Source organism: Caballeronia sp. INML2, from assembly GCF_023631365.1.
Lineage (GTDB): Bacteria > Pseudomonadota > Gammaproteobacteria > Burkholderiales > Burkholderiaceae > Caballeronia > Caballeronia turbans.
In genome coordinates, this window is record NZ_JALQDH010000049.1 from 13820 (window position 1) to 40697 (window position 26878).

A 26878-nucleotide genomic window follows, 5' to 3' on the forward strand; every position below is an offset into this window, starting at 1 on the left:
TCGCATCGCATATACACAGTATGTGATATATCAAGTAAGTCAAGCGAAAGAAATGGCGGGGTTTTCACTAAGCGGATCTTGCTTCGAAAGCGCATGAAAGCTGCAGTGAGGAACAACCGCGCAGACAAAAAAAAGCCCGGCAGAAACAGGCCTGCCGGGCGATGAGCGTGGGCGAGACATGGCAATCCGCAGCACGCCCTTCCTTTATAAATGAAAGTTAAACGTAATGTAAACGGGTATTTCTGTAGGGTTTACGCTTTACCGCGTTTCGACAATTTCAGAAGATGTTGACGGGCACGTTGACCATCAGCCGGTACACATCGCTGGTGCCGTCCGGGTAGTAGGCGCTATTGCTGTGATGGTGCATGTAGTAGAACTTGACCGACGTGTTCTTGAACTTGCCATCCGGAATCGTATAGCTCGGAATCACGCCGATTTCATAGTGCGTGCCGTGGATCGGTTCACCGTTGACGAGATAGTTGGCCGCCTGAGCCGTGCCGCTGTTGGCCATCGCACTGCCATCGGCGTCCCAGCCATATGCACCCCACATCGTGAACTTGAGTCCCGGCACGCCGTACTGCTTCATGTTGAGCGTGTAGGACAGGCTCAACGACTTTTCATGCGGCTGGTTGTAGTCCACGTCGAGCGAGTTCGAGAGATAGTCGCCCGCCGACTGGCCCATGTAGTCGAACGTCTGATCGCTCACGATCTGCTGGAACGCGACCTGCACCGTATGCGCGCCGTGCGTGCCGGCAAGTGCCAGCGAATACGCGTTGTTGTTGATCGCGCCTTGCCGCTTGTCGCCGATCGCGCCCGTGTAGTAGTAGTTCAGCGAGCCGGTCCAGCGCACGGTCTTGGGATCGCCGATGCTCTGCGTCGCCGTCAGGTAGTACTGTTGCCACACGTTGTTCGCGACGCTGCCATACAGCGACACCGACGTATCGTCACCGTGCGTCCAGTCGCCGCCGAAGTACGTGAACTGCGAGACGTGCGTGCCGCCGTATTCGGTCGTCAGGCCGGTGACGGTCGTCATGCCGCGCGCGAGCACGCCATCCACCGTGCCGGCCTTGAGCGTCAGGTTCTTGATTTCATCGCTCGCAAGCGAGAAGCCGCGATAAGTCGGCGGCAACGCGCGGTTGTCGTGCGGTACGAGAAACGGGTTGTCGAAGAGTTGCTGACCGTACTTGAGCACCGTGTTCGACACGCGCGCCTTGACGTCCCACACGCCCGGATAGGCCCACGCCAATTGATTCGATCCGCCGCCGTCCGTGCCCACGTGCACGCGATTACCCGCCCCGTTGCCGCCGTTCAGCTTGAACGCGCCGAAGAGCGACACGTCGCCGCCGAGCCCGATCAGGCCCTTGGTATAGCCCGATTCGAAGACGGCCTGCGCGCCGAGCACCCACGCGTCCTTCTTGCCCGCGCCCTTGAATTCGTCATGCTCGGTAAAGGAGCGCATCAGCACGTTGAAGTGCGAATCCTCGAGGAAGCCCTTCGACTTCGCCTGACTGCTCACCGGCGCGTCCGCTTCGGTGTTGGGCGGCGCTTCGGTGTGACGCGAAACAGGCTGAGTTTCGGCTTCATCGGCGTGCGCGGCGACTGTCGCGGCCATGAAACCGCTGAACAACAAAATCGATAGCGCTAGTGAACGTTTTTGTTTTGTCACGAAAAAGATCTCCACTTATTTTGATTCAACTGCTGACGGCTTGATCGAAACGAAGGATTGCGAAACACCTCGCCCGGCGACGCTAGAAGCGTCGAGGCGTACAGGCGGATGAGCAAACGGAGCAAAGGACGGGCGACGCGTGTACTTTATTTATTGCGGGTGTGTCTTCCTCGAATATCGTTGATTTTCTGATTGGCGCGGATTGGCGCGAATCGCCATTCAAGCAAACAGGCACGCCGCCGATGAATCCGCCCCGAACGTGCGCAGCGCCGGCACTTCGCGCGAGCAGCGCGTCTGTGCCATCGGGCAGCGCGTATGGAACACGCAGCCCGAAGGCGGATCGATCGGGCTTGGAATGTCGCCCGACAGGATCTGCACGGTCTTGGCGCGCTCGACCGACGGATCGGGCACCGGCACCGCCGACAACAGCGCGCGCGTGTACGGATGGCGCGGCGTGCCGTAGAGCGCATGTTTCTCCGCGAGCTCCATCACGCGGCCGAGGTACATCACCATCACGCGATCGGAGATGTGACGCACCACGGCCAGATCGTGCGCGATGAAGATGAGCGCGAGCTTCATCTCCTTTTGCAGCGACTTGAGCAGATTCACGATCTGCGCCTGAATCGACACATCGAGCGCCGACACGGGTTCGTCGCAGATGACGAGCTTCGGCTCGACGATCAGCGCGCGCGCGATGCCGATGCGCTGGCACTGCCCGCCGGAAAACTCATGCGGATAGCGGTTGATCATCTGCTCGCGCAGGCCGACCTTCGCCATCATCGCGCGCACGCGTTCGTCCATGTCCCGCTTTGCGATACCAGGCCGATGCTCGACGAGCGGCTCCGCGATGATCTGTCCGATCGTCATGCGCGGATCGAGCGATGCGAGCGGGTCCTGGAAGATCATCTGCACGTCGCCGCGCACGCGATGCCATTCGCGCGCCGATGCACCCGAGAGCGTGGCGCCCATCCATACGATGTCGCCGGCCGTCGCGGGAATGAGGTTCAGGATCGCGCGCGACAACGTGGATTTGCCGCAGCCCGATTCCCCGACGACGCCGAGCGTCTCGCCCGCCTTTAAATCAAAGCTCACGCCGTCGACGGCCTTCAGCGTGCGGCGCGGCGCCCACGGCAGGCGGTTTTTCGACTTCACCTGAAAATGCACGCGCATGTCGCGCACGGAGAGGATCGTCGCGTCAGACATGGCTCGTTTCCTTCGTGACTTGATGAACCGGACGATGACAGGCCCGCAGCCAGCCCGGTCCGACGGCCTTCAGCGCGGGCGCATCGACGGCGCATTCGTCGCCGGCATCGGCGCAGCGCTCGTGGAACGGACAGCCCGCCGGCGGATGCGCCATGTTCGGCGGATTGCCCGGAATGCCGGTCAGCTCACCACCCTCGTGATCGAGGCGCGGCAGCGCGCGCAACAGGCCGATGGTGTACGGATGCGAAGGCTTCGCGAACAACGTGGCGGCATCGCACTGCTCCATCACGCGGCCGCCGTACATCACCATCACCTTTTCGCACAACCCGGCGACGACGCCGAGATCGTGCGTGATCAATACGATCGACGTGCCGAAATCGTGTTGCAGGTTGCGCAGCAATTGCAGGATCTGCGCCTGCACGGTGACGTCGAGCGCGGTGGTCGGCTCGTCGGCGAACAGCACTTCGGGTTCGCACAGCAGGGCCATCGCGATCATCACGCGCTGGCGCATGCCGCCGGACAGCTCGTGCGGATACTGCCCGATGCGATGCGCCGCCTCCGGAATGCGCACGGCTTCGAGCATCGCAATCGCGCGCTTCTTCGCTTCACGGCGCGTGACGTTCTTGTGCAGTTCCAGCACTTCGGTCATCTGCCGCTCGATCGTGAGATACGGATTGAGCGAGCTCATCGGATCCTGAAAGATCATCGAAAGGCGATTGCCGCGGATGCGGTTCATCGCGCGATCCGACATGCCGATGAGATTCTCGCCGCGATACATCGCCTGTCCGCGCGCGCGCCCGTTCGATGCGATGAGGCCCAGCATGGCAAGCACGCTCTGGCTCTTGCCCGAGCCCGATTCGCCGACGATGCCGAGCGTCTCGCCCTCTTCCAGCGAAAAGTTCACGCCGTTCACGGCGCGCACGGTGGCGTCGTGCGTCCTGAACTCGACCTGCAGGTCATTGACTTCGAGTAACGGCATGGCTCACCTGTCCTTCGGATCGAGTGCGTCGCGCAGCCCGTCGCCGACAAAATTGATGCAGTAAAGCGTGATCGACAACAGCGCCGCCGGGAACAGCAAGATCCACGGCGACGATTCCATCACGCCGACGCCGTCCTGAATCAGCACGCCCCAGCTCGTCATCGGCTCCTGCACGCCGAGTCCGAGAAACGACAGCACCGATTCCGTGAGGATGACGGCGGGCACGGTGACGGTCGTGTAGATCGCGACGATGCCGAGCAGATTCGGCACCACATGCCGCGCGATGATGCGTCGCGTCGGCACGCCGATCGCGCGCGCCGCCTCGACATACTCCTTCGAGCGGATCGAAAGCGTCTGGCCGCGCACGACGCGCGCCATGTCCATCCACGAAAAAATGGTGATGGTGACGACGACGAGATAGAACTCGCGGCCGAGCAGCGTCACCATCAGGATCGCGATGAGCAGGTACGGGATGGCGTACATCATGTCGACGATGCGCATCATCGCGTTGTCGACGCGTCCGCCGACGAAGCCCGCGATCGCGCCCCACACGATGCCGAGCGTGACGGACGTGAGCGTGGCGAGCGCGCCGATCATCAGCGAGACGCGGCCGCCGATCAGGCAGCGCACGAGCAGATCGCGGCCGGTGTCGTCGGTGCCGAAGAGGTGCCAGTTCGCGAGCGTGGGCGCCGCGCTCGTCGCGTTCCAGTCGGTGGAGTCGAATTCGTTCGGCAGGAGCCACGGCCCGACGATGCACGCGAGCGTGACCAGAACGAGCAGGATCAGGCTCACGACGGCGGCCTTGTTGCGCAGGAAACGCGCGCGCGCGTCCTGCCACGGGCTGCGGCCCGCGACGGCCTTTTCGAGCATGGGTGCAAGAGAAGCAGATTTCATCGCGCGCCCTTTCAATAACGGATCTTAGGATCGAGCCACGCATACGCGAGATCGACCAGCAGGTTGAGCACCACCGCCACGACCGTGACCAGCACGACGAGGCCGAGCACGAGCGTGTAATCGCGATTGGCCGCGCCGTTCACGATCAGCTTGCCGATGCCCGGCAGCGAGAACACCGATTCCGTGACGACCGCGGCCGTAATCGACGAAATGGCGAGCGGCCCGATCACCGAAACGACCGGAATCAGCGTCGGCTTCAGCGCATGACGCAGCACGACGGTGCGCATTGGCAGTCCCTTTGCGCGCGCGGTGCGGATGTAGTTCGTGTTCAGCACCTCGATCAGGCTCGCGCGCGTCACGCGGCCGACTGTCGCCACGTTGATCATCACGAGCAGCGCGACGGGCAGCGCCATGTAGCGCAGCTGGAAGTCGTTCCAGCCGCCCGCGGGCAGCCACTTCAGCAGGATCGCGAAAACGAGGATCAGCACCGGCCCGAGCACGAACGACGGGAACACGTTACCCGCGTTGCTGACGAGCATGAGCGCATAGTCCGCGATGCTGTTGCGATAGAGCGCCGCCGCGACGCCCAGCGCCACGCCGATCACGATCGCGAGGAGCATCGACACGCCCCCGATCGTGAGCGACACCGGCAGCGCCCGCAGCACGAGGTCGTTCACGCTCCAGTCGGCATAGCGGAACGACGCGCCGAGATCGCCGTGCATGAGACCGTCGAGATAAAACAGATACTGCTTCCACAGCGGCTCGCCGAGGTGGTACTTCGCCTGCAGGTTCGCAAGCACTTCGGCGGATACCTTGCGCTCGCCGTCGAACGGTCCGCCGGGCGTCGCATGCAGCAGCAGATAGCAGATCGTCACGACGATCAGCAGCGTCGGCAGCGTGAGCAGCACGCGCCGCAACGTGTAGGACCACATGAGCGTTCCCCTTCGCCTATGGCAGTGAATTCAGCGATGTCAGTGCTTGACGATGTAGAGATCCTTGCTGCCGTAGTGATCCATCGGGTTCTTCAGCGAGTAGCCGCCGACATAGCTCTTCACGAGACGCGGCAAGCCGTATTGCAACAGCGGCAGCATCGGGTAGTCGTCCATCACGAGCTTCGCGGCCTCAGTCTGCAATTGCGCGCGCTTCGCGAGATCCGCGGTTCCGGCCGCATTCTTGATGAGTGCGTCGGCCTTCGGGTTGCAGTTGAAGTTATCGTTCTGCTCCGACTTGCATTGCACGAGCGTAAGGAAGGTCGTCGCGTCGTTGTAGTCGGCCACCCAGCCATTGCGCGCGATCTGATAGTCGCCTTCATGGCGCTTCTTCAGCAGCACCTTGAACTCCATCGACTCGATGTCCATCGTGAGGCCGAGCTTCGTCTTCCATTCCGACGCGACGAAGATCGCCATCTTCTTGTTGTAGTCGCTCGTGTTCATCGCGAAACGCAGCTTCGTGCCCGGCTTCACGCCCGCCTGTTCCAGCAGCTTCTTCGCTTCCTCGACGCGCTTCGCCATCGGCCAGGCCGACCATTCGTAGTTCGAGACGTCCGCGCCGCTCACGCCCTTCGGCAGCAGGCCGTACAGCGGCGTCTGGCCATCGGCGGTCACGCGCTGCGCGAGCAGATCGCGGTCGATGACCATCGAGAGCGCCTTGCGCACGCGCACGTCCTTCAGCAGCGGATCGCGATTGTTGAAGCTGTAGTAGCGCGTGCCGAGAATCAGCGAGTTGCGGATGTCCTTCGGAAATTGCTGGCTGTACTTCGCGTACGTGCCCGTCGGCAACTGATACGTCATGTCGTTCTCGCCGGACTGGAACAGCTTGACGTCGGTGTTCTCGTCCTCGACCGGCAGGTAGGTGACCTGCGTCAACTGGACGTTCTTCTTGTCCCAGTAGTTCGCGTTCTTCGTCAGCACGAGCTTGCTGTTGACCTGCCAGTCCTTGAGCTGAAAGGCGCCGTTGCTGACGAGATTGCCTGGCTTCGTCCAGTCCTTGCCGAATTTTTCGACCGTCGCGCGATGAACCGGCCCGAAGTTCGGATTCGACATCAGTTCGGGCAGGAACGGCACGAGGCCGTCAGTCCTGACTTCGATCGTGTTCGCGTCGATGGCGCGCACGCCGAGCGCGCTCGCCGGCTTCTTGCCCGCCACGATATCCGCGCCGTTTTGCACGAAGGGGCCAAACACGCTCGCATACGACGACGCCGTTTTCGGATCGACGAAGCGCTGGCAGCCGTACACGAAATCGTTTGCGGTGACGGGATCGCCATTGGACCAGCGCGCGTTCTTGCGCAAGTGGAAGATCCAGGTCGTCGCGTCCTTCTGTTCCCACTTTTCCGCGACGCCCGGCACAACTTTGCCGTCCGGGTCGGTGGCGGTCAGGCTCTCGAACAGGTCACGCGAAACGTTGGCCGCCACCACGCTTTCGACCAGCGCGGGATCGAGCGTTTCGACCTCGGAGCCGTTGTTGCGCACGAGTTCCTGCTTCGCGGCGAGCGTAACGCCAGTCGGCACGATGGCGGCCGTCGCGTGCAGCGCGGAGAGGGCCAGCAGCGTCGCGGCGGCGGCGAGCTTCGTGCGTCGGATCGATACGTGGGGAACAGCAAAAAACGTCATGGGGAATCCTCTTTCTTTGTCTCGACTATTGGTTGTTGACTTTCGTTTTCCTTGCGTACGTTCGCAGTCCTTCGTGTAAGGGGTGTTTATCGCAAGTAGGATAAACAAGCTGACCGCAAACTTGGCAAATCTAACGAAAAGCTTTCTTGATGCCACCGCGTCGCTGCGGCGAAGTCACGTACAGATCACGCGCCTGGCGGACGATTCTTTTGCGGGACGCTTTCATTCGCGCTTCAGGCTGGCGGCGAGTATTTCGCATCAATAAGTCAGATGCCACTCACATGTGCTTATAGTCACTAAATTTTTCGAATAGTCGTTCAATTTGTTGAATCGAGGCACTTTGCGGTTTTTGCTGCATAGCTGGCCTTAAGGCAGCAAGTGCTTGTTTCCTATAAGATTGCGTCGCCGTATAACTGCCGCTTCAATGCCGTCCGAAAGATGATCCGTTTTCGCCAGATCGAGGCTTTTCGCAGCCTCATCATGACCGGCACCAGTGTCGGTGCAGCAAAAAAACTCCATGTGACGCAACCCGCGATCAGCCGGCTGATTGCCGACCTCGAAGCCGATCTCGGTTTCAGCCTGTTTTCGCGCATCGGCGGCCGTCTGAATCCGACGACCGCAGGGCTGCGCTTCTACAAATCCGTCGAGGAGAACTTTCTCGGCCTGGAGCGCCTGAAGCAGGTCGCCGACATGATCCGCGAGGAAGCGTCCGATGGCCTCACGGTCGCGTGCATGCCCGTGCTCGCAACGACGCTCCTGCCGCCCGTGCTCGCCGATTTCACCGAGCGGCACCCTGGCGTGCCGATCAAGGTGGACTCGGTGAAGGTGCCCGAGGTGCTCGTGAACCTGCAGAATCACAAGGCCGATATCGCGCTGAGCCTCGCGTTTCCGGCGGTCGCGGGCATCGAGGTCGAGACGCTGCTCAAGGCGCGCGCTTCCTGCGCGATGCCCGCCACGCACAAGCTCGCAAAAAAGAAGATCGTTCGACCATCCGACTTGCGCGGCGAGAAGCTGATCGGCTGGTTGCCGAATTCGCGCCAGCCTTACGAAGCCGAGCAATCGCTCATTTCATCCACCGAGGACCGGCCGCGTTATACGGTCTTCACCGACACGGCCCACACCCGCTATGCGATGGTCGCGGGCGGCCTTGGCATTTCGATCGTCGAGCCCTTCGGGGCGAAGGTCTGGCGCGCGCATGGTGTCGTCGTGCGGCCGTTCGAGACCGACATCGAGTATGAATATGTGTTGTCGTATCCGAGCAGCGGAATTCGCTCGGACCTTGTCGCGTCGTTCCGCAATTCGGTGAAGCGCGTCGTCGAGCACTATTCGTTCGAGGCCCCGCAGGAAGTCCTCTCGGGGGACGCCCCGAAGCGAGTCCCCCAAAACGACGCGCCGCACGATGACGCCGCAAGTGATACACCGGACGCGGTTTCTTCGAGCGCCGACTGACGCCCTGCGCGCCGTTCAGCCGCCGAGCAGTTTTCGCGCGCGCTCGCGCATCTGCCCGGCGGAGACATCCTCGATGTGAGTCGCGATCCACCAGACGTGCCCGAACGGATCGCGCAGCTTGCCACCGCGGTCGCCGTAGAACTGGTCTTCGACCGGGCGCAGGATCGTCGCGCCTTCGTCGGTGGCGCGTTGCGCGACCGCGTCGACGTCCGTCACGTAGAGATGCAGCATCACGGGCGTGCCGCCGACCGAGAGCGGCCCGATCGTCCCGTGATCGGGAAACTCGTCGCACAGGTAGATGACGTTGCCGCCGATTATCAACTCCGCATGTCCGATACGTCCGTCCGGCTGCTCGATCCTGAACGTTTCGGTCGCGCCGAACACTTTCGTGTAGAAGTCGATGGCGCTGGCGCAGCCCGCTACCGCCATGTAGGGAATCACGCCACGACGGTCATGTGGAATCGGATCGACTTGCGAGGCCATGTCACTCTCCTGGAATGTCGCGGACGCCCTGCCCGCGTCTGCTTCGACACGCATGCACCGCCGATGGTGCCCGGCCTTGATCCGGCTCCGCGTCTCGGGCATGCTGTGGGCCAATTCCGGCGGCCTCGCCTCGAACGCGCATTCGCGCTTCGCTTCATACTCTTGCTTGTCGTAGTCGCTTCAAACCCCATCCACACGGAGCACTCATGCACGATCTGAAAGGCAAAACGATCCTCATTACCGGCGCGAGCACCGGCATCGGCGCGGCGGCAGCAAGGGCGTTCGCGCAGTATGGCGCGAATGTCGCGGTGCACTACAACAGTTCGAAGGACAAGGCCGAGGAAGTCGCGAAGGACGTGCGCGCGCTCGGCGTCACGGCCATCACGGTCGGCGCGGACGTACGCGACTCGAAGGCAATCGACGCCGCCGTCGCGCAAGTCGTCGATACCTTCGGCAAGATCGACGTGCTCATCAACAATGCGGGCAGCCTCGTGAAGCGCGAGCCGATCGCATCCGCGAGCGACGAACTCTTCGACGAGATCATGCACATCAACGCACGCTCGGTGGTCGCGTTCACGCGCGCGGCGCTGCCGTCGCTGCGCTCGGGCGGCGGCGGGTCGATCATCAACGTGACGTCGGTGGCGGCGCGCAACGGCGGCGGCCCCGGCGCGCTGCTCTATGCGGCATCGAAAGGCTTTGTCAGCACGATCACGAAAGGCATGGCGAAGGAACTGATGCCTGACCGCATCCGCGTGAACGCGGTGGCGCCGGGCGTGATTCAGACGCCGTTCCAGGAACGCTTCACGACGCCCGAGCAGCTCGAATCGTTCCGCAAGTCGATTCCGATGGGCTTCATCGGCGAGCCCGACGATTGCAGCGGCGCGTTCCTCTACCTCGCGTCCGAGGCGATGTCGCGCTATGTGACGGGGCAGATCATCGACGTAAACGGCGGGCAGCTGATGCCCTGATCGTCGCACCGCGGCGCTCGTGGTATATAAAACGTCTGCTCTTTCGTCGCATGCAATAAAGGAGAAATACAGGAGATGCTTTTGAAAAAAGAACCGCGCATCCGGTCCCTCGCGCTCGGCGCCATCGTCGCGTCGGCGCTCATGACGGCGGGTTTCGTCGAGACAGCGCCGGCCTATGCGAAAACCGCCGACAACCAGCCGGCCGTTCTGACCGCGTCGGCGGTCGCCGTCGCGGACAAATACGCCGCCGACACCGCCGAGCAGATCTTCAAGCAGGGCGGCAATGCGGTCGATGCAGCCGTCGCCATCGCCTTCACGCTCGCCGTGACGTATCCGGAGGCGGGCAATATCGGCGGCGGCGGCTTCATGACGCTCTACGTCGATCATCGCCCGTACTTTCTCGACTACCGCGAGCGCGCGCCGCTTGCCGCCACGCGCAACATGTACCTCGACGACAAGGGCGAGGTCATCAAGGGCATGAGTCTCTACGGGCACCGCGCGGTCGGTGTGCCCGGCACGGTCGACGGCATGTGGGAAGCGCAGAAGCGCTTCGGCAAGCTGAAGTGGAAGCAGGTGCTCGCGCCCGCCATCAGGTACGCGCAGGACGGCTTCGAAGTCGACGATCAATTGATCAAGCGCCGCGACGACGCCTCGAAGGATTTCGCCGGCAAGACCAACTTCGACCTCTACTTCGGCGGCATGAAGGCGGGCCAGGTGTTCAAGCAGCCCGACCTCGCGAAGACGCTGCAGCGCATCTCCGACAAAGGCGCGAAAGGCTTTTACGAAGGCGAGACCGCCAACCTGATCGCCCGGTCGATGGAAGGCCACGGCCTCATCACCGCGCGCGACCTGAAGGACTACAAGGCCGTGTGGCGTCAGCCGATCACCGCGAGCTGGAACGGCTATCGCGTGATCACCGCGCCGCCGCCGAGTTCGGGCGGCGTCGGCCTCGTGCAGTTGCTGAAGATGAAGGCCGATATCAAGGACAAGTTTCAGGACGTGCCGCTCGATTCCGCGCAGTACATTCACCTCGTCTCCGAAATCGAAAAGCGCGTCTTCGCGGACCGCGCGCAATATCTCGGCGATCCCGATTTCTACAAGGTGCCGGTCGCGCAGCTCATCAACGACGACTACATCCTGAAGCGCGCGCAGGAAGTGAATCCCGATACGCCTTCGGACACGAAGAGCGTCCAGCCGGGACTCGGCACGTCGATGCCCGAGAAAGCGGAGACGACGCACTTCTCGGTGGTCGACAAGTGGGGCAACGCGGTATCCAACACCTACACGATCAACGGCTACTTCGGCTCGGGCGTGGTCGCGGAAGGCACGGGCGTCGTGCTCAACGACGAAATGGACGACTTCGCGTCGAAGCCGGGCGTGCCGAACATGTTCGGTGTCGTCGGAAGCGATGCGAACTCCATCGCGCCGAAGAAACGCCCGCTTTCGTCGATGACGCCGACCATCCTCACGAAGGACGACAAGGTCGCGATGGTGATCGGCACGCCGGGTGGATCGCGCATCTTCACGTCGATCTTCCAGGTCATCACCAACGTCTACGACTTCAACATGCCGCTCGCCGAAGCCGTGGGCGCGACGCGCTTCCATCATCAGCTGCTGCCGCCGAACACGATCTTTCAGGAGCCGTTCCATCAGCTCGATCCGGAGGTCATCAAGCAGCTCGAGGAGAAGGGCTACAAGTTCACGATGCAAGGCTTCAACGGCGACATTCAGGCGATCCGCATAGACGGCGACAAGCCCGAGCCGATGTCCGACCCGCGCGGACGCGGCGTGTCGCGCGTCATCCAGTAATGCGCCGCACAACGGCGAGCAAGTAAAATAGCGGACCGCGCCGGACTAGCGTTTGCCCTAGTCCGGCGTCGTGCCGGTCTTGCCAAAGCCCCGCCCCGCGAGCGATTCCGGGCATATAAGCCCCTCGGCATGACCGGCATGTTTTTCATGGGATTGGACCCCGCGTTCTGTTCCCCTAGTCTCTGTCCTGACCGAGTGCAGCCGCAAGCGCACGTCACTCGGCATCATCCAGAACTACATACGAGACGACCCTGACGATGGCCCCGCAGTGCCCGCCCCGCCACGAGCGCGGCGCACGGTTGCCGTTTCAGCGTGCTGATAAAGGAGCAGCTCATGATGGAATCCCCCGCCCAGCAGCTTGGCGACATCGATATCACCTCCACGGAACGAGACGAAAGCGAGCAGGCCGCGAGCGGCGGATTTCTCGATCGCTACTTCGGCATTTCGCAAACCGGCAGCACGGAAAAGCGTGAGGTCGTGGCGGGCGTCACGACGTTCCTCGCGATGGTCTACTCCGTGTTCGTCGTGCCGGGCATGCTCGGCAAGGCGGGTTTCGACACGAGCGCGGTGTTCGTCGCCGTGTGTCTCACCACCGCATTCGGCTCGCTCCTGATGGGCGTCTGGGCGCGCCTGCCGATCGCCATCGGCTGCGCGATCTCGCTGACCGCGTTCACGGCCTTCGGCCTCGTGCTCGGCAAGGGACTCCCGCCGGCGATCGCGCTCGGCGCGGTGTTCCTGATGGGCGTCGTGTTCACGGCGATCTCCGTCACCGGCGTGCGCTCGTGGATCCTGCGCAATCTGCCGACGGGCGTCGCGCACGGCACGGGCATCGGCATTGGCCTGTTTCTGCTGCTGATCGCGTCGAACGATGTCGGCCTGATCATCAAGAATCCCGCGCCCGGCATGCCGGTTTCGCTCGGGCATATCACGGCGTTTCCGGTGCTGATGTCGGTCGCCGGTCTCGCCGCGATCTTCGGTCTGGAGCGCCGGCGCGTGCCGGGCGGCATCCTGCTCGTCGTGGTCGGTCTGTCGGCAATCGGCCTGATCTTCGATCCGTCCGTGCGCTTTCACGGCATCTTCGCGCTGCCGTCGCTGTCGGCGCCGGGCCATGCCTCGCTGATCGGCGCGATGGACATCAAGGGTGCATTGTCGATGGCCGTGCTGCCGAGCGTGCTGGCGCTCGTGATGACCGCCGTGTTCGACGCGACCGGCACGATCCGCGCCGTGGCCGGCCAGGCGGGCCAGATCGACAAGAACGGTCGCATCGTCAACGGCGGCCGCGCGCTGACCGCCGATTCGCTCAGCTCGATCTTCTCCGCGTGCTTCGGCGGCGCGCCGGCGGCGGCATACATCGAATCGTCGGTGGGCGTCGCGGCAGGCGCGAAGACGGGCCTCGCGGCCACGGTCGTCGGCGTGTTGTTCCTCGTGGTGATGTTCCTCTCGCCGCTCGCCGCGCTCGTGCCCTCCTATGCGACGGCGCCCGCGCTCATGTACGTCGGTCTGTTGATGCTCGGCAATGTCAGCAAGCTGCATTTCGAGGATACCGTCGACACGATGTCGGGCCTCGTCTGCGCGGTGTACATCGTGCTGTCGGCGAATATCGTGACGGGCATCATGCTCGGCTTCACCACGCTCGTGATCGGGCGCATCGTCGCGGGTGAGTGGCGCAAGCTGAATGTCGGCACCGTGGCGATTGCGGTCGTGCTCGCGGTGTTCTATCTCGGCGGCTGGGCGATCTGAACGCTGGCTGCATCGTTTGAAACGCAAACGGCGCGCTGTCCGAAAGGACAGCGCGCCGTTTTTTCTCTGAAGCCCGCGGGCCCGTCAGCCAGCGACGCGCGTGCCGGCCATCTTGCGAATGCTGCGATCGACACGGAACATGATCAGCGAAAGCACCAGCGTAATGAACAGGGCTGTCGCACCGGCGACTACGCTGAGCGACTGAAGCGCCGAAATACGCTTTTCGGAAGCCTCTTCCTCCGCCGCGGTCTTTTTCAACGCGATGGCGGCGTGTTGCGTCTCCCACTCGGAACTGAACTGCGTGATGGCCGAACTGACCACCGAGAAGAATTGGTCTTGCGAGCCGTTGACTTTCTTGCCCACGTCGGCCCGCGACAGCACGTCGTCCAGATACTTCGTTTCCGCTTTCCCGAAGTTTGCGCCGCGATCGGGATTGTCCATCCATGAACCGACGAGTCCTTGCAGGTCGCTCTTCTCCAAGGCGAATCCGGTCCCCACGAGACGCTTTCCATGCTTGAGCAGGACGGTATGCACGCCGTCGACGAGCGCGGCTCTTTCCTTTTCCGCCGGGTCTGTCGGCGCGGCGTCGGTTTCATGCTGATCGGCGGCTGGTTCTGCGTTTTCCAGATGGAACGCCGACGCGCTGACTGAGATATCCGAAGGTACGGCCACTGCCTTCGCTTTGTAATTCATCGCGGCCGGCACGCCAGCCACGACCGCGACGATCAACGCCAGTGTCGCGAGCACCAGAAAGATGATTCTGACGAGTTGCAAATAGCCGTTCTCCAGCTTGCTTATGAAGTACATCGTGTGCGCCCTCTTATTCGAGATTTTTTGTCATGCCGACCACGTGGCGCGGCGGCATGGAGTCGAGACCGTCCGCTCGCGCGAACCGGTACGATTATCTCTGAGAGGAATCCTCACGATCCAGGCTTTCTGTAAATTTTCGAATTACCTGCGCGCTGGCGACACGGGCCGCCAGCACGCGTTGCTCGGGCGCTTCTACTTGTCGACGAGCGCCACTTGCCCCGTCTCCAGCAACGACTTGAGATTCGACAGAATCTTTGGCCACCCGCCCGACACGGCCTCGATGAACGGTTTGCTGTCGCTCACGTGCGTAATGGTGAGTTTGACCGCATCGCCCTGCTGCTCCAGTTCGTAAGTGCAGCGCGAATAGCCCGCGTCCTTCAGATCCTCGCGAAACTCGTTGCGCCATTTGAGCACGAGGCGTTTGCCCGGCTCGGCTTCGAGCACTTCGCCCGCGTCCGCGACGCGCCCGTCGGAGAACAGCATCTTCCATGACGAACCGGCCTGCCAGTCGGATTCCTGGTGCATGCCGAACCAATAACGTTTTATATGTTCCGGCGTCGTCAATGCTTCCCATAATTTATCGGGCGTCGTGCGGATGTAGGTCACATATACAAAGGTGTCGCTACTCATGATCGTCTCCTTCAAGCGTGCGTTTGAGGTCGGACAGAGCGTCCAGGCGCGGACGCTCGAACTTGCTGATCCAGCGTTGCGCGATCTCGTGGATCGGCACCGGATTGAGGAAATGACGCTTCTCGCGGCCGTGACGCTGCGTCGACACAAGATTCGCGGCCTCGAGTATCGCCAGATGCTTCGACACGGCCTGTCGTGTCATGCGAAGGCCATCGCATAGTTCGCCGAGCGTCTGCCCATTAGCTTGATGAAGCCTGTCGAGTAGTTGCCTGCGGCTGGCGTCCGCGAGTGCGCGAAAAACCGAATCGTCATCCATGAGCGCATTATGCAACCATTTGGTTGCATGTCAAGCGGCTTCGTTCGATAAAGCAGCGGCCCGAATGCAACAACGCCCCGGAAGCCTTGCGCTTCCGGGGCGTTGTTCGATGCTCTGACCGGGATGCAGTCGCGCGGTGCTTACTTGCGGCGATAGGATTCGACGAGAATCTCGCAGTTTTGCAGATGCAGTTGCAGCGCACGGTTCCACTCGCGACGCACCGCAGCCTTCGACGCGCGCAGCCAGGAACCGAACGAAACGAGCGGGGATTGTTGTGCAGTGGTTTTCATGAGCGGCTCTCAGGGTAAGTAGCTAGGGAATAACCCTAACTATACGCCGTTTACGCTGCATTGCAACAATTTCACAAAAATGCAACAGGGTATCCCCTAGGTCGCCGGTCAGACTTACTGCGGCACGTCCGGCGCGAGTTGCACGCCTTTCTTGAAAATGAAGCAGCCGTAGCCGCGCGTCTCGCCGGTGGCGATCACGCAATACGCCTTCTTCGCGCGCTCGTAAAACGCGAAGCGCTCGACCGACGCAAACGGCACGGCGCGACCTTCGGCGACGTCGATCTCGCGCTGGGCCTCGCGTTGCACGGCGGGCAGCGCGGCCGCGTCGCCGACGACTTCCATCCGCTCGGCGGGATGATCGACGAAGGTATCGAGCGGCAGCACCGAGAGCACCGCCTGCACCGCGCGCGGCGCGCCAACGCCATCGAGCCGCAGCACGCGGCCGAGCACGGTCTGACGAGCGACCGAATCGGCGGGAAAGTTGGCGTCGCAGATCACGACCTCGTCGCCGTGGCCCATCGCGCAAAGCGCGTGCAGGATGTCGGCGTTGAGCAGCGGATCGATATTCTTCAGCATGTTTTCTTGTTCTCCATGACGTTAGGCCCAGTCGATTTATGGTACGCGCCGCCGCGCCGCTAGGGCACGAGCAAGTCGCCCTGCCGCGCCGCGCCGTCGCCCGCGATGCGCGCGACCAGCATTCCCGCCGTCGCGAAACGTGTCCAGTGCCGCGCGTACAGCACGCCCTCGGTCTGCGCGACGAGCGGCACGAGCCGGTCATCGAGCGGGTCGAGCACGTCGGCGATGACGTCGCCCGCGCGCACCGTCTCGCCGATATCCCGCCGATGCAGAATGACGCCCGACACCGGCGCGTGCACGTATTCGCATCCGGCGAGTGGGGTCGCGCGATGACGCAGCGGCGGCGGTTCCTGCGCCTCGCCCGCGATCATGCCGATATGCGTCAGATAATCGACGATGGCCTGAGCATCGCGCGCAGCCATGTCGTGCGACACGTCGCGCACGCCGCGCAGTTCGAGCGTGACGGAGCGCGTGGCCATCGGAATCGGGAAACGATCTTCGAACGCGCCGCGCAGATAGCGCCACGCCGCCGTGCACGCCTCGTCGAACGGCTCGCCGCCCGACACGTCCGCGAGCAACTGCGCCTCGCTGCCGAGATAGCGCGCGAGCGGCTCGATCGCGGGCCACGCGTCAGGCGTCGTATAAAGATGCGCAACGGCTTCCCAGTCGCAATGAAGGTCGATGACGAGATCCGCATCGCACGCGAGCTTCATCAGTTCGAGGCGCTGCGACTCCAGTTCGGTCGCGGGCCGGCGCGCCGCGAGCGCATCGGAAAGCGCCGCGCGGATCACGCGCGCGTTGTGCGCTTCGTCATCGGCGAGACGGTCTTTCAGTTGCAACGCGAGTCCGGCGCCGAACTCGGGAAAGCGCCGGTTGAAGTCCTGACCCGAGCGCATCTCGAAGCGGCCCATCTGCGCGCCGAACCAGTGCTGATTCAGGCCCGCCGGATTCGCGACCGGCACGAGCACCACGCGCGCACCCAGACGTCCCGCGGCTTCCAATCCGGCAAAGTGCTGCTTGAGAATCCACGCGACGACCATGCCGGGCAATTCGTCCGCATGCAGCGACGCCTGGATATAAACCTTGGGCAAATCGCCGTCCTGCGGACCGAACCGATAGCTCGTGATCGCCCGCCCGGTGCCCAGCGACGCACCGACGAGCGGATGGTGATGAATCTGCATCTGCGAAAGTTCTCTCGTCGAAAAGAAAAGGCATCGCGAGCGATGCCTTTGCGGTCGAATGCGTCGGACGGCGATTAGTGGATCGAGATATCCGTCTCGAAGTACTTCGCCATGATGCGCTTGAACGTGCCGTTCTTCCTGATTTCGACGAACGCGTTGTTCAGGCCGTTCTTCAGATCGGCGTCGCCCTTGCGCAGCCCGATGGCCGTGCCCGGACCGATGATCGCCTTATCCTCCACGATCGGCCCGACGAGCGCGAACGGCTTGCCTTGCGGCTTCTTCAGAAAGCCGATGGCGGCTTGCGCGGCGTCGGTAAACATTGCGTCGATACGGCCCGCGACGAGATCCGCCTCGACCTGTTCCTGATCGCCGTACGGCACGACCGTCACGCCCTGCGGCTCCCACTTCACCTTCGCGTAACGCTCCTGCACCGTGCCCTGCTCGACGCCCACGCGCTTGCCCTTGAGCGATTGAGGCGTCGGCAGAATGCCCGAGCCGGCGCGCGCGACGAGTTGCGCGTGAGTGTCGTAGAGCGGCTCGGTGAAATCGATCTGCTTGAGGCGCTCTTCGGTGATGCCCATGTCGGACAAGACGGCGTCGAACTTGCGGGCCTTCAGGCCGGGAATCATGCCGTCGAAATTGTTTTCGACCCACACGCACTTGACCTTCATCTGCGCGCAAAGCGCATTGCCGAGGTCGATGTCGAAACCGGCGAGTTTGCCGTCGGCCTGCTTGGATTCGAACGGGGGATAGGAGGGATCGACGGCGAAGCGGATTTGCGTGATCTCTTTGGCGTGCGCCGAGAATGACACAGCGGCGAGTGCGGCCAGCACCGCCAATGATGCGGACTTCTTGAATGACATGCTTTTCCTTCTGGACTTTCGATGAGACGGCGAACCATCGCGCGCGAACGCGCGAAAAACCGTGAATGGTAACAAAAGCACACGATTGGCCGCACGACGCCGGTCAAGGCACGACCGAAAGAAACAGGAAAGTCGCAAATATCACGAGATGCACGACGCCTTGCAGGACCGTCGAGCGCCCGGTGCCGAGCGTGATGACGGACACGAGCAGCGTCAGCGCCAGCATGACGATTTCCTTGGGCGCGAGCCCGAGCGAAATCGGCTGGCCGATGACGATGGACACGACCGCGACCGTCGGAATCGTCAGGCCGATGCTCGCGAGCGCCGAGCCGAGCGCGAGATTCAGGCTCGTCTGCAGCCGGTTCAGGCGTGCCGCGCGCACGGCGGCCAGGCCTTCGGGCAGGAGCACGAGCGCGGCGATCACGATGCCGACCACGGCTTCGGGCGCGCCCGCCGCCGCGACGCCCGCCTCGACCGCCGGCGAAAGAAGCTTCGCGAGGCCGACCACCGACACGAGCGACAACATCAGAAAACCGAGCGCAAGCCACGCCTCGCCGTTGCTCGGCGGGGGCGCGTGCGGCGCGTCGTCTTCGTCGTGCGCGCCGGCGGCGACGGGCGGGGTGAACGGCAGGAAGTAATCGCGATGGCGGATCGTCTGCACGAACACGAACGTCACATACAGCACGAGCGAGATCACGCCGACGAAAATCAGTTGCGATGTGGACAGCGCAGGACCGACGACCGTGCTCGTGAAATTCGGCAAAACGAGCGTGAGCACGGAAAGCGCGCAGAGAATCGCGAGCGCGGCCGCCGCGCCCTGCAGTTGAAAGTCCTGAACGTGATGCCGCAAGCCGCCGATCAGCAGACACAAGCCGACGATCGCGCCACTGCAGATCATGATCGCGGCGAACACGGTATCGCGGGGCAGTCCGGCTTTTTCGGGGCCGCCGGAGAGCATCACCGAGACGATCAGCGCGACCTCGATCACCGTGACCGCGATGGCGAGCACCAGCGTGCCGAACGGCTCGCCGACGCGGTGCGCCACCACTTCCGCGTGATGCACGGCCGCGAACACGGCGAACGCGAGCGCAATCGCCGCGAGCACGATCATCACGGTGCTGTGGATGAACGCGGCGGCGGCCAGCACGACGAGCGCGAGAATCGGGGTGGCGAGGGTCCAGTCCAGCTTGAGTTTCATCGGCGCTCCGGGCGGATCGGGTGAATGGGATCGTCGGCTCAATGCGATGTGGCCGCAAGGTCTGCAAATCGCGCCGAATGAATCGGACCCGCTCGGGCGCCGGGCGTGCGAAGTGACTGCCGTGACAAGGGGCCGCAGACCCATCGGCATGATAGCGAAAACGCGGCGTGGCGCGTTCGCCCGTGTGCACGGTCGGTTATGCCGGGAAACTCGAGAGACTTGCTCCTCGCGCCGGCACGCCCGCCGGACAGCGCGCGAACCGGCGGAGGTGCCGATTGCGGCCGTGCGCCTCGCCGTCGGTCACGCCGCCTTGCGGGAGGCGTTGCGGGAAAGAGATGTGATCGAACCAAAGGGCGGCGAACGAGTTCGTCGCCCTTCTGACTACGAGAACACGAAGCACGCGACGAAAAGCGGCACGAAGCGCCCGAACACTTCGCGGTGGACCGGAGCGAAGTCGCGCGGCGCGGCTATGCAATCCACGTGCCTTCGATCTTGTGTCGGGTGCGACGCTATCCGCTATCAGTAAGTCGCGCGTCCTCCGGACAAGTCGAACACCGCGCCCGTCGTGAACGAATTTTCCGACGACGCCAGGAATGCAACCATCGCCGCGATCTCCTTCACTTCGACGAAGCGCCCGCGCGGAATCTTCGACAACATGTAGTCGATATGCTCCTGCTTCATCTGATCGAAAATCTTCGTGCGCGCGGCGGCCGGCGTCACGGCGTTCACCGCGATATCGAGGCCCGCGGTTTCCTTGCCGAGACTCTTCGTCAATGCGATCACGCCCGCTTTCGCCGCGCTGTACGCCGATGCGTTCGGATTGCCCTCCTTGCCCGCAATCGACGCGATATTGACGATGCGTCCGTAGCCGCGCGCGATCATCGTCCTGACGACTGCCTGATTGACGTGAAACGCGGCGTTCAGATCGACGTCGATCACGCGCGACCATTCTTCCGGCGCGTAGTCGGCGACCGTCGCGTTCGCGCCCGCGATGCCTGCGCTGTGCACGAGGACGTCGATCTTGCCGAAGCGATCCAGCGTGCGCGAAGTGGCGTTGGCGACCGCATCGCGATCGGTCAGATCGACGTGCATGGTCTCTACATCGCCCAGACAGACCCGCGCCTCGGACAGCGCGCCTTCATCGCGGTCCCACAGCGCGACGCGTGCGCCGCCTTCTCGCAGACGCTCCGCCACCGCGTAGCCGATGCCTTGCGCGCCGCCCGTCACCACGGCCGCGCGATTCGTGAAGTCGTACTGGTTCATGCGTCGACCGTCCGTTGCCGTTGTTCGCCGAGCCCTTCGATGCCAAGGCGCATGGTCTGCCCGGCGCGCAGATAGACCGCTTCGGGCTTCTGTCCCATGCCGACGCCCGGCGGCGTGCCCGTCGAGATGACATCGCCCGGTTGCAGGCTCATGAAGCGCGACAGATAGGACACGATTTCGCCGACCTTGAAGATCATCGTGCTGGTGTTGCCGTTCTGATAGCGCTTGCCATCGACTTCGAGCCAGAGCGGCAGCTTATGCGGATCGGGCACTTCGTCGGCGGTGACGAGCCACGGCCCGATCGGGCCGAACGTGTCGCAGCCCTTGCCCTTGTCCCAGGTGCCGCCGCGCTCGATCTGATACTCGCGCTCGGACACGTCGTTGATCACGCAATAACCGGCGACGTGGCTCATCGCATCGGCTTCCTCGATGTATGCGCCGCCTTTGCCAATCACGACGCCCAGTTCCACTTCCCAGTCGGTCTTCTTCGAGCCGCGCGGAATGCGCACGTCGTCGTTGGGGCCGACGACCGCCGACAGCCACTTGTTGAACACGACCGGCTCGGTGGGCACGGGCAGATTCGATTCCGCCGCATGATCGGCATAGTTCAGCCCGATGCAGATGAACTTGCCGATGCGCCCGACGCACGGGCCGATGCGCTCGCCCGAAGGCACGACCGGCAGCGTCGACACATTGAGCTTCGCGAGGCGCGCGAGCGATTCGGGCAGCAGCGCGTCGCCCGCAATATCGCCGATTACGCCGGACAGGTCGCGGATCGCGCCGCTGGAATCGAGAATGCCGGGCTTTTCCCGGCCGGGCGCGCCGTATCTAAGCAGCTTCATGAGTCGGTGTTTCCTTGACGGTTGGACAGAAGCCCACAATGTAGAGAAGCGGCTCACGCCTGGATAATGAAAGCTGCTGCCTGGGTGATAACTTTCAGTTATCTTCTCGTAGCCCCCTAGCCGCTCTCAGCCATGCTGCCGAATGCCGATTCCATCGCCGCGCGCCTGCGGCTCAAGCAACTGCGCCTCCTGATCGCCCTCGACGATCATGGATCGCTTCATCGCGCCGCCGACGAAATGGCGCTCACGCAGCCAGGCGCCACGAAGTCGCTGCGCGAAATCGAAGCCACGCTGGGCGCAACGCTCTTTACGCGTTCGCCGCAAGGCATCCAGCCCAACGAACTCGGTCGCTGCGTGATCCGCTATGCGCGGCTGATTCACATGGACGTTGCGCACCTGCGCGAGGAAATGGCGGGGATTCTGCAAGGCACGGGCGGGCGGCTCGCGATCGGCGCGATCACGGGTGCGGTCTCGGGCGTGCTCGTCGATGCGCTCGCGCGCCTGCGCGAGCGTCAGCCTCTGCTTACCGTCGAAGTGGTCGAAGACACGAGCGCCCGGCTTCTGGCCCTGCTCGATCAGGGCAGACTGGATGTCGCGATCTGCCGGGCGAGCGTCGCGCGCCAGCCGGATCAATATCACTACGTCGAATTGCGAGATGAGCCGCTCGCGATCGTCGCGGGCGTCGCGCATGCGCTCGTCGATGCGCCGCGAGTCGAACTGAGCGAACTGGCGTCCAGCCGATGGATCGTCTATCCGGCCATCATGCCGATCCGCAGCCTCTGCGAGCGCGAGTTCAAGGAAGCGGGCCTGCCGCTGCCGTTGCATCCGATCGAGACGGCATCGACCATCACCACCGTCCTGTTGCTGCAACGCGACCCCACGCTCGTCGCGATGATGCCGCTCGATATGGCGAGCTTTCTCGCCGATCACGGACTTGCAAGGCGGCTCGCAATCGCCGTGCGATCGCGCACGGAGCCGTATGGCGTCGTGACGAGGAAAGGCGCGACGCTGCCGGCGCCCGCGCGCCTCGTCATCGAAGAACTGACGCGCGTAAAAAACGCGGACGGGTGATGTGCCCGTCCGCGCCTTTGCATTTCTGTCCGACTGCCCGCCCGATTACGACACGAGTTCCGCGTTCAGCGTGATCTTCGCGTTACCCGCGAAGAGCTTCGACACCGGACAGCCTTCTTTCGCGGCCTGCGCGGCCTTGTCGAAGGCGGCTTTATCCGCGCCGGGAATCTTCGCCTTCAGATCGAGCTGGCAGGCGGTGATCGTGAAGCCTTCGCCGTCTTTTTCCAGCGTGACCGTCGATTTCGTTTCGAGGCTCTCGGCCTTCATGCCGGCCATCTCCAGTTGCAGCGAAAGCGCCATCGTGAAGCAGCCCGCATGCGCCGCGCCGATCAGTTCTTCCGGATTCGTGCCCGGACCTTCCTCGAAGCGCGATTTGAAGCCGTACGGCGCTTCGTTGAGCACGCCGGTTTGCGTCGAGATGAAACCCTTGCCGTCCTTGATGCCGCCGCTCCATTTTGCCGATGCTGTCTTTTGCACGAGAGTTCTCCAGAAGATGAAGTGGAACTGCGATGAACGGCGCCGCGCGATGTCGGCGCACGCGTAATGCACGTCTTGGTAATTCGCATGCGCCGTGCCCGGACCGGCACGCTCCGAGCGCGTCGCTTGCATCGTAGCGGATCGCGCCAGCGGGCGCAGAGAGCTTGCGCACCGGCCTATGGCGTTCGGACTATGCCGCCCGCTTTGCCTTGTGCAGCGAGGATTCTCGGGGTCCGGCTGCCGCTGGTCGATTTCATTCGTATGGTCAAAAGCGCTTGCTTCACTTAGCATCCTCTGACCCGCGGATCGACACGCCGCAACCACACGATAACGAACACCACCTCACATGGGTCCACCCACCGAACGCATCCCCGAAGATCGCACGCTTCCCAGTCACGTCGATGTCGTCATCGTAGGCGGCGGCGTCATCGGCATCAGCACCGCGCGTGCGCTAATCGAGAAAGGCCTGTCTGTCGCCGTATGTGAAAAGGGGTACATCGCCGGCGAGCAGTCGAGCCGCAACTGGGGCTGGTGCCGCGCGACGCACCGCGACTTGCGCGAGCTCGAGCTGAGTCTGGAAAGCCTCAAGCTCTGGCGACACATCGATGCCGAACTCGGCATCGACACAGGGTTTCGCCAATGCGGCATCCTCTACGCCGCCGACGATGCGAAAGCGCTCGCCGATCACGAAGCATGGCTCGCGCGCGCCGTGGCGCTCGTCGGCCGCGACGCGCTCGATTCGCGCATCGTTTCGCCGGATGAGACCGGCACGTTGATGTCGGGCGCCGCGCGGCGCTTCGCGGGCGGCATCTACACCCCGAGCGATGGCCGCGCCGAGCCGCAACGCGCCGTGCCTGCGATGGCCGTCGCATTGCGCGAACGCGGCGTGAAAGTGCTGACGCCCTGCGCGGTGCGCGGCATCGAGACGAACGGCGGCGCGATCAGCGGCGTCGTCACTGAGTACGGACGCATCGCGTGCGGGAGCGTGGTCGTCGCGGGCGGCGCATGGACGCGATATTTCGCCGGCAGCATCGGCGTGGATGTGCCGCAACTCATGGTGCGCTCATCGGTGATGCGCACGTCGCCGCTGGAGAATGGCCCCGACGTGAGCGCATGCAATCAGGAGATGGGATACCGCAAGCGTCTCGACGGCGGCTACACGATCGCCAACGCGTTTCATAGCTATCACGACATCACGCCGGACAGTTTTCGCCTGTTCACGAAGTTCCTGCCTGCGCTGAAAAGCCAGTTCGGCTCGACCAAGCTCGCACTGAATGCGCGGTTCTTCGAGGAATTGCGCCGGCCGCGCCGCTGGCCGCTCGATCGGCCGACCGTCTTCGAGACCTCGCGCACACTCGATCCCGCGCCCGTCGAGGCCTTCAACAAGGCCGCGGTCACGGAGTTCCGCGCGCTCTTTCCGGCGCTTGCCGGACTGCGCATCGAACAGGCGTGGGCCGGATACATCGACGTGACGCCGGATGCCGTGCCGGTCATCTCCGCCGTCGACGAAAAGCGCGGGCTCTTCATCGCGACGGGCTTCTCGGGGCACGGCTTCGGCATCGGGCCGGCTGCGGGCAGGCTGATGGCGGACCTCGTCGCCAACGACGCACCGCTCGTCGATCCGCGCGCGTTTCGCCTGTCACGATTCTTCGATGGCAGCAAGATCGAGATGGACGGCGGCTTCTGATACATCGGGCATGCGCGCGCCTGCGGTCGGCACGCGCTAACATACCGGTTTTGCGGACGCCGCCGTCTCGTGGCGTTCGCCCGGTTCAGTTAAACGGCGCACACGCGCCGTTCGTTTTTGAGGCTTACATGGCATCCACGTCTGTCCTTTACATCGACGTCTGGTCGGACTTCGTGTGTCCGTTCTGCTATCTCGAGACGCCCGTGCTCGATCAGTTCCGCAATGCCTACGGCGATGCGGTCGAGATCCGCTGGCACGCGTTCGAGTTGCGCCCCGAGCCCGCGCCGCTGGTCGATCCGAACGACGAGAAGATCGTCGAGTCCTGGGAAAACTCGGTCCGTCCGCTCGCGGAAGAACGCGGCGTGACGATGCGCTTGCCGCCGGTCACGCCGCGCAGCCGCAAGGCCTTCGAGACGGCCATGTTCGCGCGTGAATCCGGCCGCTTCGATCTCGTGCATCGGGCGATCTTCAAGGCGTATTTCGAGGAAGGCATCGATATTGGCGACACGGACTCGCTGCTCGACATCGCGGCAACCTGCGGTGTCGATCCGGAGATGCTCGAAGAAGCGCTCGATGACGGCACGTACACCGATCTCGTGATCGAAGATGAAGAGTTCGCGAAGAAGCTGGGCGTGAGCGGCGTGCCGTTCGCGGTGCTCTCGCGAGAGGCCGCGCCCGGCCAGGAACCGCCGCCGCCGATCGCGCTGCGCGGCGCCGCGCCGATCCAGCATTTCGAGGCGGCCGTCGAGCGGCTCTTTCCGGACGGCTTTCCGGGGGTCTGAACCGCCTTCGCGGTCGGTCGCGCGCGAGCCTAGCTGTGCTCGGCCATGAACGATTTCAACGCGATGCGCTGCGCCGGTTCGAGCGATTCGAACTCGAGCCCGTAGGCCGCACTGCCGTCGACGGGATCGGTCGAGCCCACATGACGCACGATCGCGATGGTGTCGATCTTCACGTCGACTCCATCGGTCTTGAACTGAAACGCGAGGTGCAGACGACCGCCCACTTGCGCGGCGGGATTGGCGACGGTCAAGGACATCCCGTAAGGGCTGATGTCGCTGACACGGCCCAGTTGCCGCGCAGTCTGCGGCTCACCATCGGCCACAAAGTGCGCGGCAAGCCGCGTCGGCATGCGCGCGAATTTGCGCGTGCGCAATCTGCGGATCGCGCCCGGCGCGGACAGCACCGCGTAGTTGAACGGCTCGCGACAGGTGGCATCGACGGTACAGGCGAAGCGGAACACGCCCCGCCCCGTGAGCGCGACCAGATCGACTTGCTCGCCGAGCGTCAAATCGAGCGGATCGAACCCGGCCATCAACGGTTGCGTCACGAATAGCGAGCGCTCTCCATTGCGACGCGGCGTCGAGAATCCGATCACCCGGCTCGCGTACATTGCGGAGCCCGTACCGCCGGTGCCGCGCAACCCGACCCGCGCGCCGATGGTGAGACCGATGTCTTCGAGCGTCAGCGGTCCGTCCTTGACGGCGTCGTCTTCAGCCACGCTCGGTGCCGGCTCCCGGAGCGCGCGGTGCGGCTCGAAATGGCGGAACATGAATTCGAGCGAGTGAGTGTCGGGCACGGTGGCGCCCGCATCGAAGAGCAGGGCGCCATCGGCGGCGACGATCGGCCATTCGAGGCAGGCGTTGAGCGGAATCTCGGAAGCTTCAAGGCGCACCAGCGACTGGCGCGCGTCCACGGCGGTTTCGGCGGTCATCTTTCGGACGATTCTTAAGTTTTTCGCAATCGTCGTGCTTGCCGAGTTTGCCGTCAAGTGCCGCCTGGCAAATTTTACGTTGGCGCACTTAGGTTTTTATCGCCAAATGGACTTCCTACCGGTTAGCGGCGGCCGCCGGTTTATGCGCATAAACGTTTTG

26 protein-coding genes are annotated in these 26878 nt (G+C 63.4%); 7 read left to right on the top strand and 19 right to left on the bottom strand.

The features are described from left to right. Positions 1-277: 277 nt before the first annotated feature. The 6 genes from NCT32_RS17855 to NCT32_RS17880 form a co-directional block, all read right to left on the bottom strand. Positions 278-1612, bottom strand: a complete 1335-nt coding sequence (locus tag NCT32_RS17855; protein ID WP_250490465.1) for an OprD family outer membrane porin — start codon at positions 1610-1612, stop codon at positions 278-280. Positions 1613-1885: 273 nt separating this feature from the next. Further along, positions 1886-2869, bottom strand: a complete 984-nt coding sequence (gene oppF / locus NCT32_RS17860) for a murein tripeptide/oligopeptide ABC transporter ATP binding protein OppF (protein ID WP_061115686.1) — start codon at positions 2867-2869, stop codon at positions 1886-1888. After that, entirely contained in the window at positions 2862-3848 is a 987-nt protein-coding gene (locus NCT32_RS17865; RefSeq protein WP_250477432.1) for an ABC transporter ATP-binding protein, read from the bottom strand. The genes oppF and NCT32_RS17865 overlap by 8 nt, the downstream gene beginning before the upstream one ends. 3 nt (positions 3849-3851) lie before the next feature. Further along, a complete protein-coding gene (locus NCT32_RS17870) occupies positions 3852-4742 on the bottom strand; it encodes an ABC transporter permease subunit (RefSeq protein WP_061115684.1) in 891 nt (296 codons plus the stop codon). A gap of 11 nt (positions 4743-4753) precedes the next feature. Further along, on the bottom strand, positions 4754-5674 hold the full coding sequence (gene oppB, locus NCT32_RS17875) for an oligopeptide ABC transporter permease OppB (RefSeq protein WP_061115683.1): 921 nt from the start codon (positions 5672-5674) through the stop codon (positions 4754-4756). 39 nt (positions 5675-5713) lie between these two features. After that, positions 5714-7351 carry a peptide ABC transporter substrate-binding protein gene (locus NCT32_RS17880; RefSeq protein ID WP_086960599.1) on the bottom strand — a complete coding sequence of 546 codons (1638 nt, stop codon included), beginning with the start codon at positions 7349-7351 and terminating at the stop codon, positions 5714-5716. Between the two features lie 438 nt (positions 7352-7789). Between NCT32_RS17880 and NCT32_RS17885 the strand changes: the two genes are divergently transcribed. Continuing rightward, the gene (locus NCT32_RS17885; RefSeq protein WP_250490466.1) at positions 7790-8800 is read left to right on the top strand and encodes a LysR substrate-binding domain-containing protein; all 1011 of its coding nucleotides are present in this window, start codon (positions 7790-7792) and stop codon (positions 8798-8800) included. Between the two features lie 15 nt (positions 8801-8815). Here NCT32_RS17885 and NCT32_RS17890 read toward each other — a convergent pair whose 3' ends face one another. Further along, positions 8816-9283: a VOC family protein gene (locus NCT32_RS17890; protein ID WP_061115682.1), complete on the bottom strand. Its 468-nt coding sequence runs from the start codon at positions 9281-9283 to the stop codon at positions 8816-8818. Between the two features lie 206 nt (positions 9284-9489). On the opposite strand from NCT32_RS17890, the gene NCT32_RS17895 reads away from it, so the two are divergent. From NCT32_RS17895 to NCT32_RS17905, 3 genes are all read left to right on the top strand, one after another. Continuing rightward, on the top strand, positions 9490-10251 hold the full coding sequence (locus tag NCT32_RS17895; RefSeq protein WP_061115681.1) for an SDR family NAD(P)-dependent oxidoreductase: 762 nt from the start codon (positions 9490-9492) through the stop codon (positions 10249-10251). Positions 10252-10392: 141 nt separating this feature from the next. After that, on the top strand, positions 10393-12060 hold the full coding sequence (gene ggt / locus NCT32_RS17900) for a gamma-glutamyltransferase (RefSeq protein WP_409219296.1): 1668 nt from the start codon (positions 10393-10395) through the stop codon (positions 12058-12060). Between the two features lie 333 nt (positions 12061-12393). Next, positions 12394-13800, top strand: coding sequence for an NCS2 family permease (locus NCT32_RS17905; protein ID WP_061115679.1), 1407 nt, complete (start codon positions 12394-12396; stop codon positions 13798-13800). Between the two features lie 84 nt (positions 13801-13884). Here the strand turns inward: NCT32_RS17905 and NCT32_RS17910 are convergent, their stop codons facing one another. The 10 genes from NCT32_RS17910 to NCT32_RS17955 form a co-directional block, all read right to left on the bottom strand. Beyond that, the gene (locus NCT32_RS17910) at positions 13885-14607 is read right to left on the bottom strand and encodes a hypothetical protein (protein ID WP_250477434.1); all 723 of its coding nucleotides are present in this window, start codon (positions 14605-14607) and stop codon (positions 13885-13887) included. A gap of 195 nt (positions 14608-14802) precedes the next feature. Continuing rightward, positions 14803-15240, bottom strand: coding sequence for an SRPBCC family protein (locus NCT32_RS17915; protein WP_061115677.1), 438 nt, complete (start codon positions 15238-15240; stop codon positions 14803-14805). Continuing rightward, complete coding sequence (locus tag NCT32_RS17920) at positions 15233-15556, bottom strand: helix-turn-helix transcriptional regulator (protein WP_250477435.1); 324 nt, start codon at positions 15554-15556, stop codon at positions 15233-15235. The genes NCT32_RS17915 and NCT32_RS17920 overlap by 8 nt, the downstream gene beginning before the upstream one ends. A gap of 140 nt (positions 15557-15696) precedes the next feature. Next, positions 15697-15846 (bottom strand): hypothetical protein, encoded by a 150-nt coding sequence (locus NCT32_RS17925; RefSeq protein ID WP_250490467.1) that lies wholly within the window; start codon positions 15844-15846, stop codon positions 15697-15699. Between the two features lie 114 nt (positions 15847-15960). Continuing rightward, positions 15961-16422, bottom strand: a complete 462-nt coding sequence (locus NCT32_RS17930) for an RbsD/FucU family protein (protein WP_061115676.1) — start codon at positions 16420-16422, stop codon at positions 15961-15963. Between the two features lie 59 nt (positions 16423-16481). Then, positions 16482-17603 (bottom strand): succinylglutamate desuccinylase/aspartoacylase family protein, encoded by a 1122-nt coding sequence (locus tag NCT32_RS17935; RefSeq protein ID WP_061115675.1) that lies wholly within the window; start codon positions 17601-17603, stop codon positions 16482-16484. 74 nt (positions 17604-17677) lie between these two features. After that, entirely contained in the window at positions 17678-18466 is a 789-nt protein-coding gene (locus NCT32_RS17940) for an ABC transporter substrate-binding protein (protein WP_061115674.1), read from the bottom strand. Positions 18467-18569: 103 nt separating this feature from the next. Beyond that, positions 18570-19664: a calcium:proton antiporter gene (locus NCT32_RS17945; protein ID WP_061115673.1), complete on the bottom strand. Its 1095-nt coding sequence runs from the start codon at positions 19662-19664 to the stop codon at positions 18570-18572. A gap of 519 nt (positions 19665-20183) precedes the next feature. Next, the gene (locus NCT32_RS17950) at positions 20184-20927 is read right to left on the bottom strand and encodes an SDR family NAD(P)-dependent oxidoreductase (RefSeq protein WP_061115672.1); all 744 of its coding nucleotides are present in this window, start codon (positions 20925-20927) and stop codon (positions 20184-20186) included. Further along, positions 20924-21769 (bottom strand): fumarylacetoacetate hydrolase family protein, encoded by an 846-nt coding sequence (locus NCT32_RS17955; RefSeq protein WP_061115671.1) that lies wholly within the window; start codon positions 21767-21769, stop codon positions 20924-20926. The genes NCT32_RS17950 and NCT32_RS17955 overlap by 4 nt, the downstream gene beginning before the upstream one ends. Before the next feature lie 132 nt (positions 21770-21901). On the opposite strand from NCT32_RS17955, the gene NCT32_RS17960 reads away from it, so the two are divergent. Next, positions 21902-22840 carry a LysR family transcriptional regulator gene (locus NCT32_RS17960; protein WP_061115670.1) on the top strand — a complete coding sequence of 313 codons (939 nt, stop codon included), beginning with the start codon at positions 21902-21904 and terminating at the stop codon, positions 22838-22840. A 45-nt stretch (positions 22841-22885) separates the two neighbouring features. Here the strand turns inward: NCT32_RS17960 and NCT32_RS17965 are convergent, their stop codons facing one another. Then, on the bottom strand, positions 22886-23317 hold the full coding sequence (locus tag NCT32_RS17965; protein ID WP_061116053.1) for an OsmC family protein: 432 nt from the start codon (positions 23315-23317) through the stop codon (positions 22886-22888). 346 nt (positions 23318-23663) lie between these two features. Between NCT32_RS17965 and NCT32_RS17970 the strand changes: the two genes are divergently transcribed. Continuing rightward, positions 23664-25004: an FAD-binding oxidoreductase gene (locus tag NCT32_RS17970; protein WP_061115669.1), complete on the top strand. Its 1341-nt coding sequence runs from the start codon at positions 23664-23666 to the stop codon at positions 25002-25004. Positions 25005-25132: 128 nt separating this feature from the next. Next, complete coding sequence (locus NCT32_RS17975; RefSeq protein ID WP_250477437.1) at positions 25133-25786, top strand: DsbA family protein; 654 nt, start codon at positions 25133-25135, stop codon at positions 25784-25786. 29 nt (positions 25787-25815) lie between these two features. Here the strand turns inward: NCT32_RS17975 and NCT32_RS17980 are convergent, their stop codons facing one another. Further along, on the bottom strand, positions 25816-26718 hold the full coding sequence (locus tag NCT32_RS17980) for a flagellar brake protein (protein ID WP_061115667.1): 903 nt from the start codon (positions 26716-26718) through the stop codon (positions 25816-25818). Between the last annotated feature and the right edge of the window lie 160 nt (positions 26719-26878).

Excerpts from the sequence above, each read along its gene's own strand:
- NCT32_RS17855 (WP_250490465.1), bottom strand. The coding sequence starts at position 1,612 with ATGGCCGCGACAGTCGCCGCGCACGCCGATGAAGCCGAAACTCAGCCT.
- oppF (WP_061115686.1), bottom strand. The coding sequence starts at position 2,869 with ATGTCTGACGCGACGATCCTCTCCGTGCGCGACATGCGCGTGCATTTT.
- NCT32_RS17865 (WP_250477432.1), bottom strand. The coding sequence starts at position 3,848 with ATGCCGTTACTCGAAGTCAATGACCTGCAGGTCGAGTTCAGGACGCAC.
- NCT32_RS17870 (WP_061115684.1), bottom strand. The coding sequence starts at position 4,742 with ATGAAATCTGCTTCTCTTGCACCCATGCTCGAAAAGGCCGTCGCGGGC.
- oppB (WP_061115683.1), bottom strand. The coding sequence starts at position 5,674 with ATGTGGTCCTACACGTTGCGGCGCGTGCTGCTCACGCTGCCGACGCTG.
- NCT32_RS17880 (WP_086960599.1), bottom strand. The coding sequence starts at position 7,351 with ATGACGTTTTTTGCTGTTCCCCACGTATCGATCCGACGCACGAAGCTC.
- NCT32_RS17885 (WP_250490466.1), top strand. The coding sequence starts at position 7,790 with ATGATCCGTTTTCGCCAGATCGAGGCTTTTCGCAGCCTCATCATGACC.
- NCT32_RS17890 (WP_061115682.1), bottom strand. The coding sequence starts at position 9,283 with ATGGCCTCGCAAGTCGATCCGATTCCACATGACCGTCGTGGCGTGATT.
- NCT32_RS17895 (WP_061115681.1), top strand. The coding sequence starts at position 9,490 with ATGCACGATCTGAAAGGCAAAACGATCCTCATTACCGGCGCGAGCACC.
- ggt (WP_409219296.1), top strand. The coding sequence starts at position 10,393 with ATGACGGCGGGTTTCGTCGAGACAGCGCCGGCCTATGCGAAAACCGCC.
- NCT32_RS17905 (WP_061115679.1), top strand. The coding sequence starts at position 12,394 with ATGATGGAATCCCCCGCCCAGCAGCTTGGCGACATCGATATCACCTCC.
- NCT32_RS17910 (WP_250477434.1), bottom strand. The coding sequence starts at position 14,607 with ATGTACTTCATAAGCAAGCTGGAGAACGGCTATTTGCAACTCGTCAGA.
- NCT32_RS17915 (WP_061115677.1), bottom strand. The coding sequence starts at position 15,240 with ATGAGTAGCGACACCTTTGTATATGTGACCTACATCCGCACGACGCCC.
- NCT32_RS17920 (WP_250477435.1), bottom strand. The coding sequence starts at position 15,556 with ATGGATGACGATTCGGTTTTTCGCGCACTCGCGGACGCCAGCCGCAGG.
- NCT32_RS17925 (WP_250490467.1), bottom strand. The coding sequence starts at position 15,846 with ATGAAAACCACTGCACAACAATCCCCGCTCGTTTCGTTCGGTTCCTGG.
- NCT32_RS17930 (WP_061115676.1), bottom strand. The coding sequence starts at position 16,422 with ATGCTGAAGAATATCGATCCGCTGCTCAACGCCGACATCCTGCACGCG.
- NCT32_RS17935 (WP_061115675.1), bottom strand. The coding sequence starts at position 17,603 with ATGCAGATTCATCACCATCCGCTCGTCGGTGCGTCGCTGGGCACCGGG.
- NCT32_RS17940 (WP_061115674.1), bottom strand. The coding sequence starts at position 18,466 with ATGTCATTCAAGAAGTCCGCATCATTGGCGGTGCTGGCCGCACTCGCC.
- NCT32_RS17945 (WP_061115673.1), bottom strand. The coding sequence starts at position 19,664 with ATGAAACTCAAGCTGGACTGGACCCTCGCCACCCCGATTCTCGCGCTC.
- NCT32_RS17950 (WP_061115672.1), bottom strand. The coding sequence starts at position 20,927 with ATGAACCAGTACGACTTCACGAATCGCGCGGCCGTGGTGACGGGCGGC.
- NCT32_RS17955 (WP_061115671.1), bottom strand. The coding sequence starts at position 21,769 with ATGAAGCTGCTTAGATACGGCGCGCCCGGCCGGGAAAAGCCCGGCATT.
- NCT32_RS17960 (WP_061115670.1), top strand. The coding sequence starts at position 21,902 with ATGCTGCCGAATGCCGATTCCATCGCCGCGCGCCTGCGGCTCAAGCAA.
- NCT32_RS17970 (WP_061115669.1), top strand. The coding sequence starts at position 23,664 with ATGGGTCCACCCACCGAACGCATCCCCGAAGATCGCACGCTTCCCAGT.
- NCT32_RS17975 (WP_250477437.1), top strand. The coding sequence starts at position 25,133 with ATGGCATCCACGTCTGTCCTTTACATCGACGTCTGGTCGGACTTCGTG.
- NCT32_RS17980 (WP_061115667.1), bottom strand. The coding sequence starts at position 26,718 with ATGACCGCCGAAACCGCCGTGGACGCGCGCCAGTCGCTGGTGCGCCTT.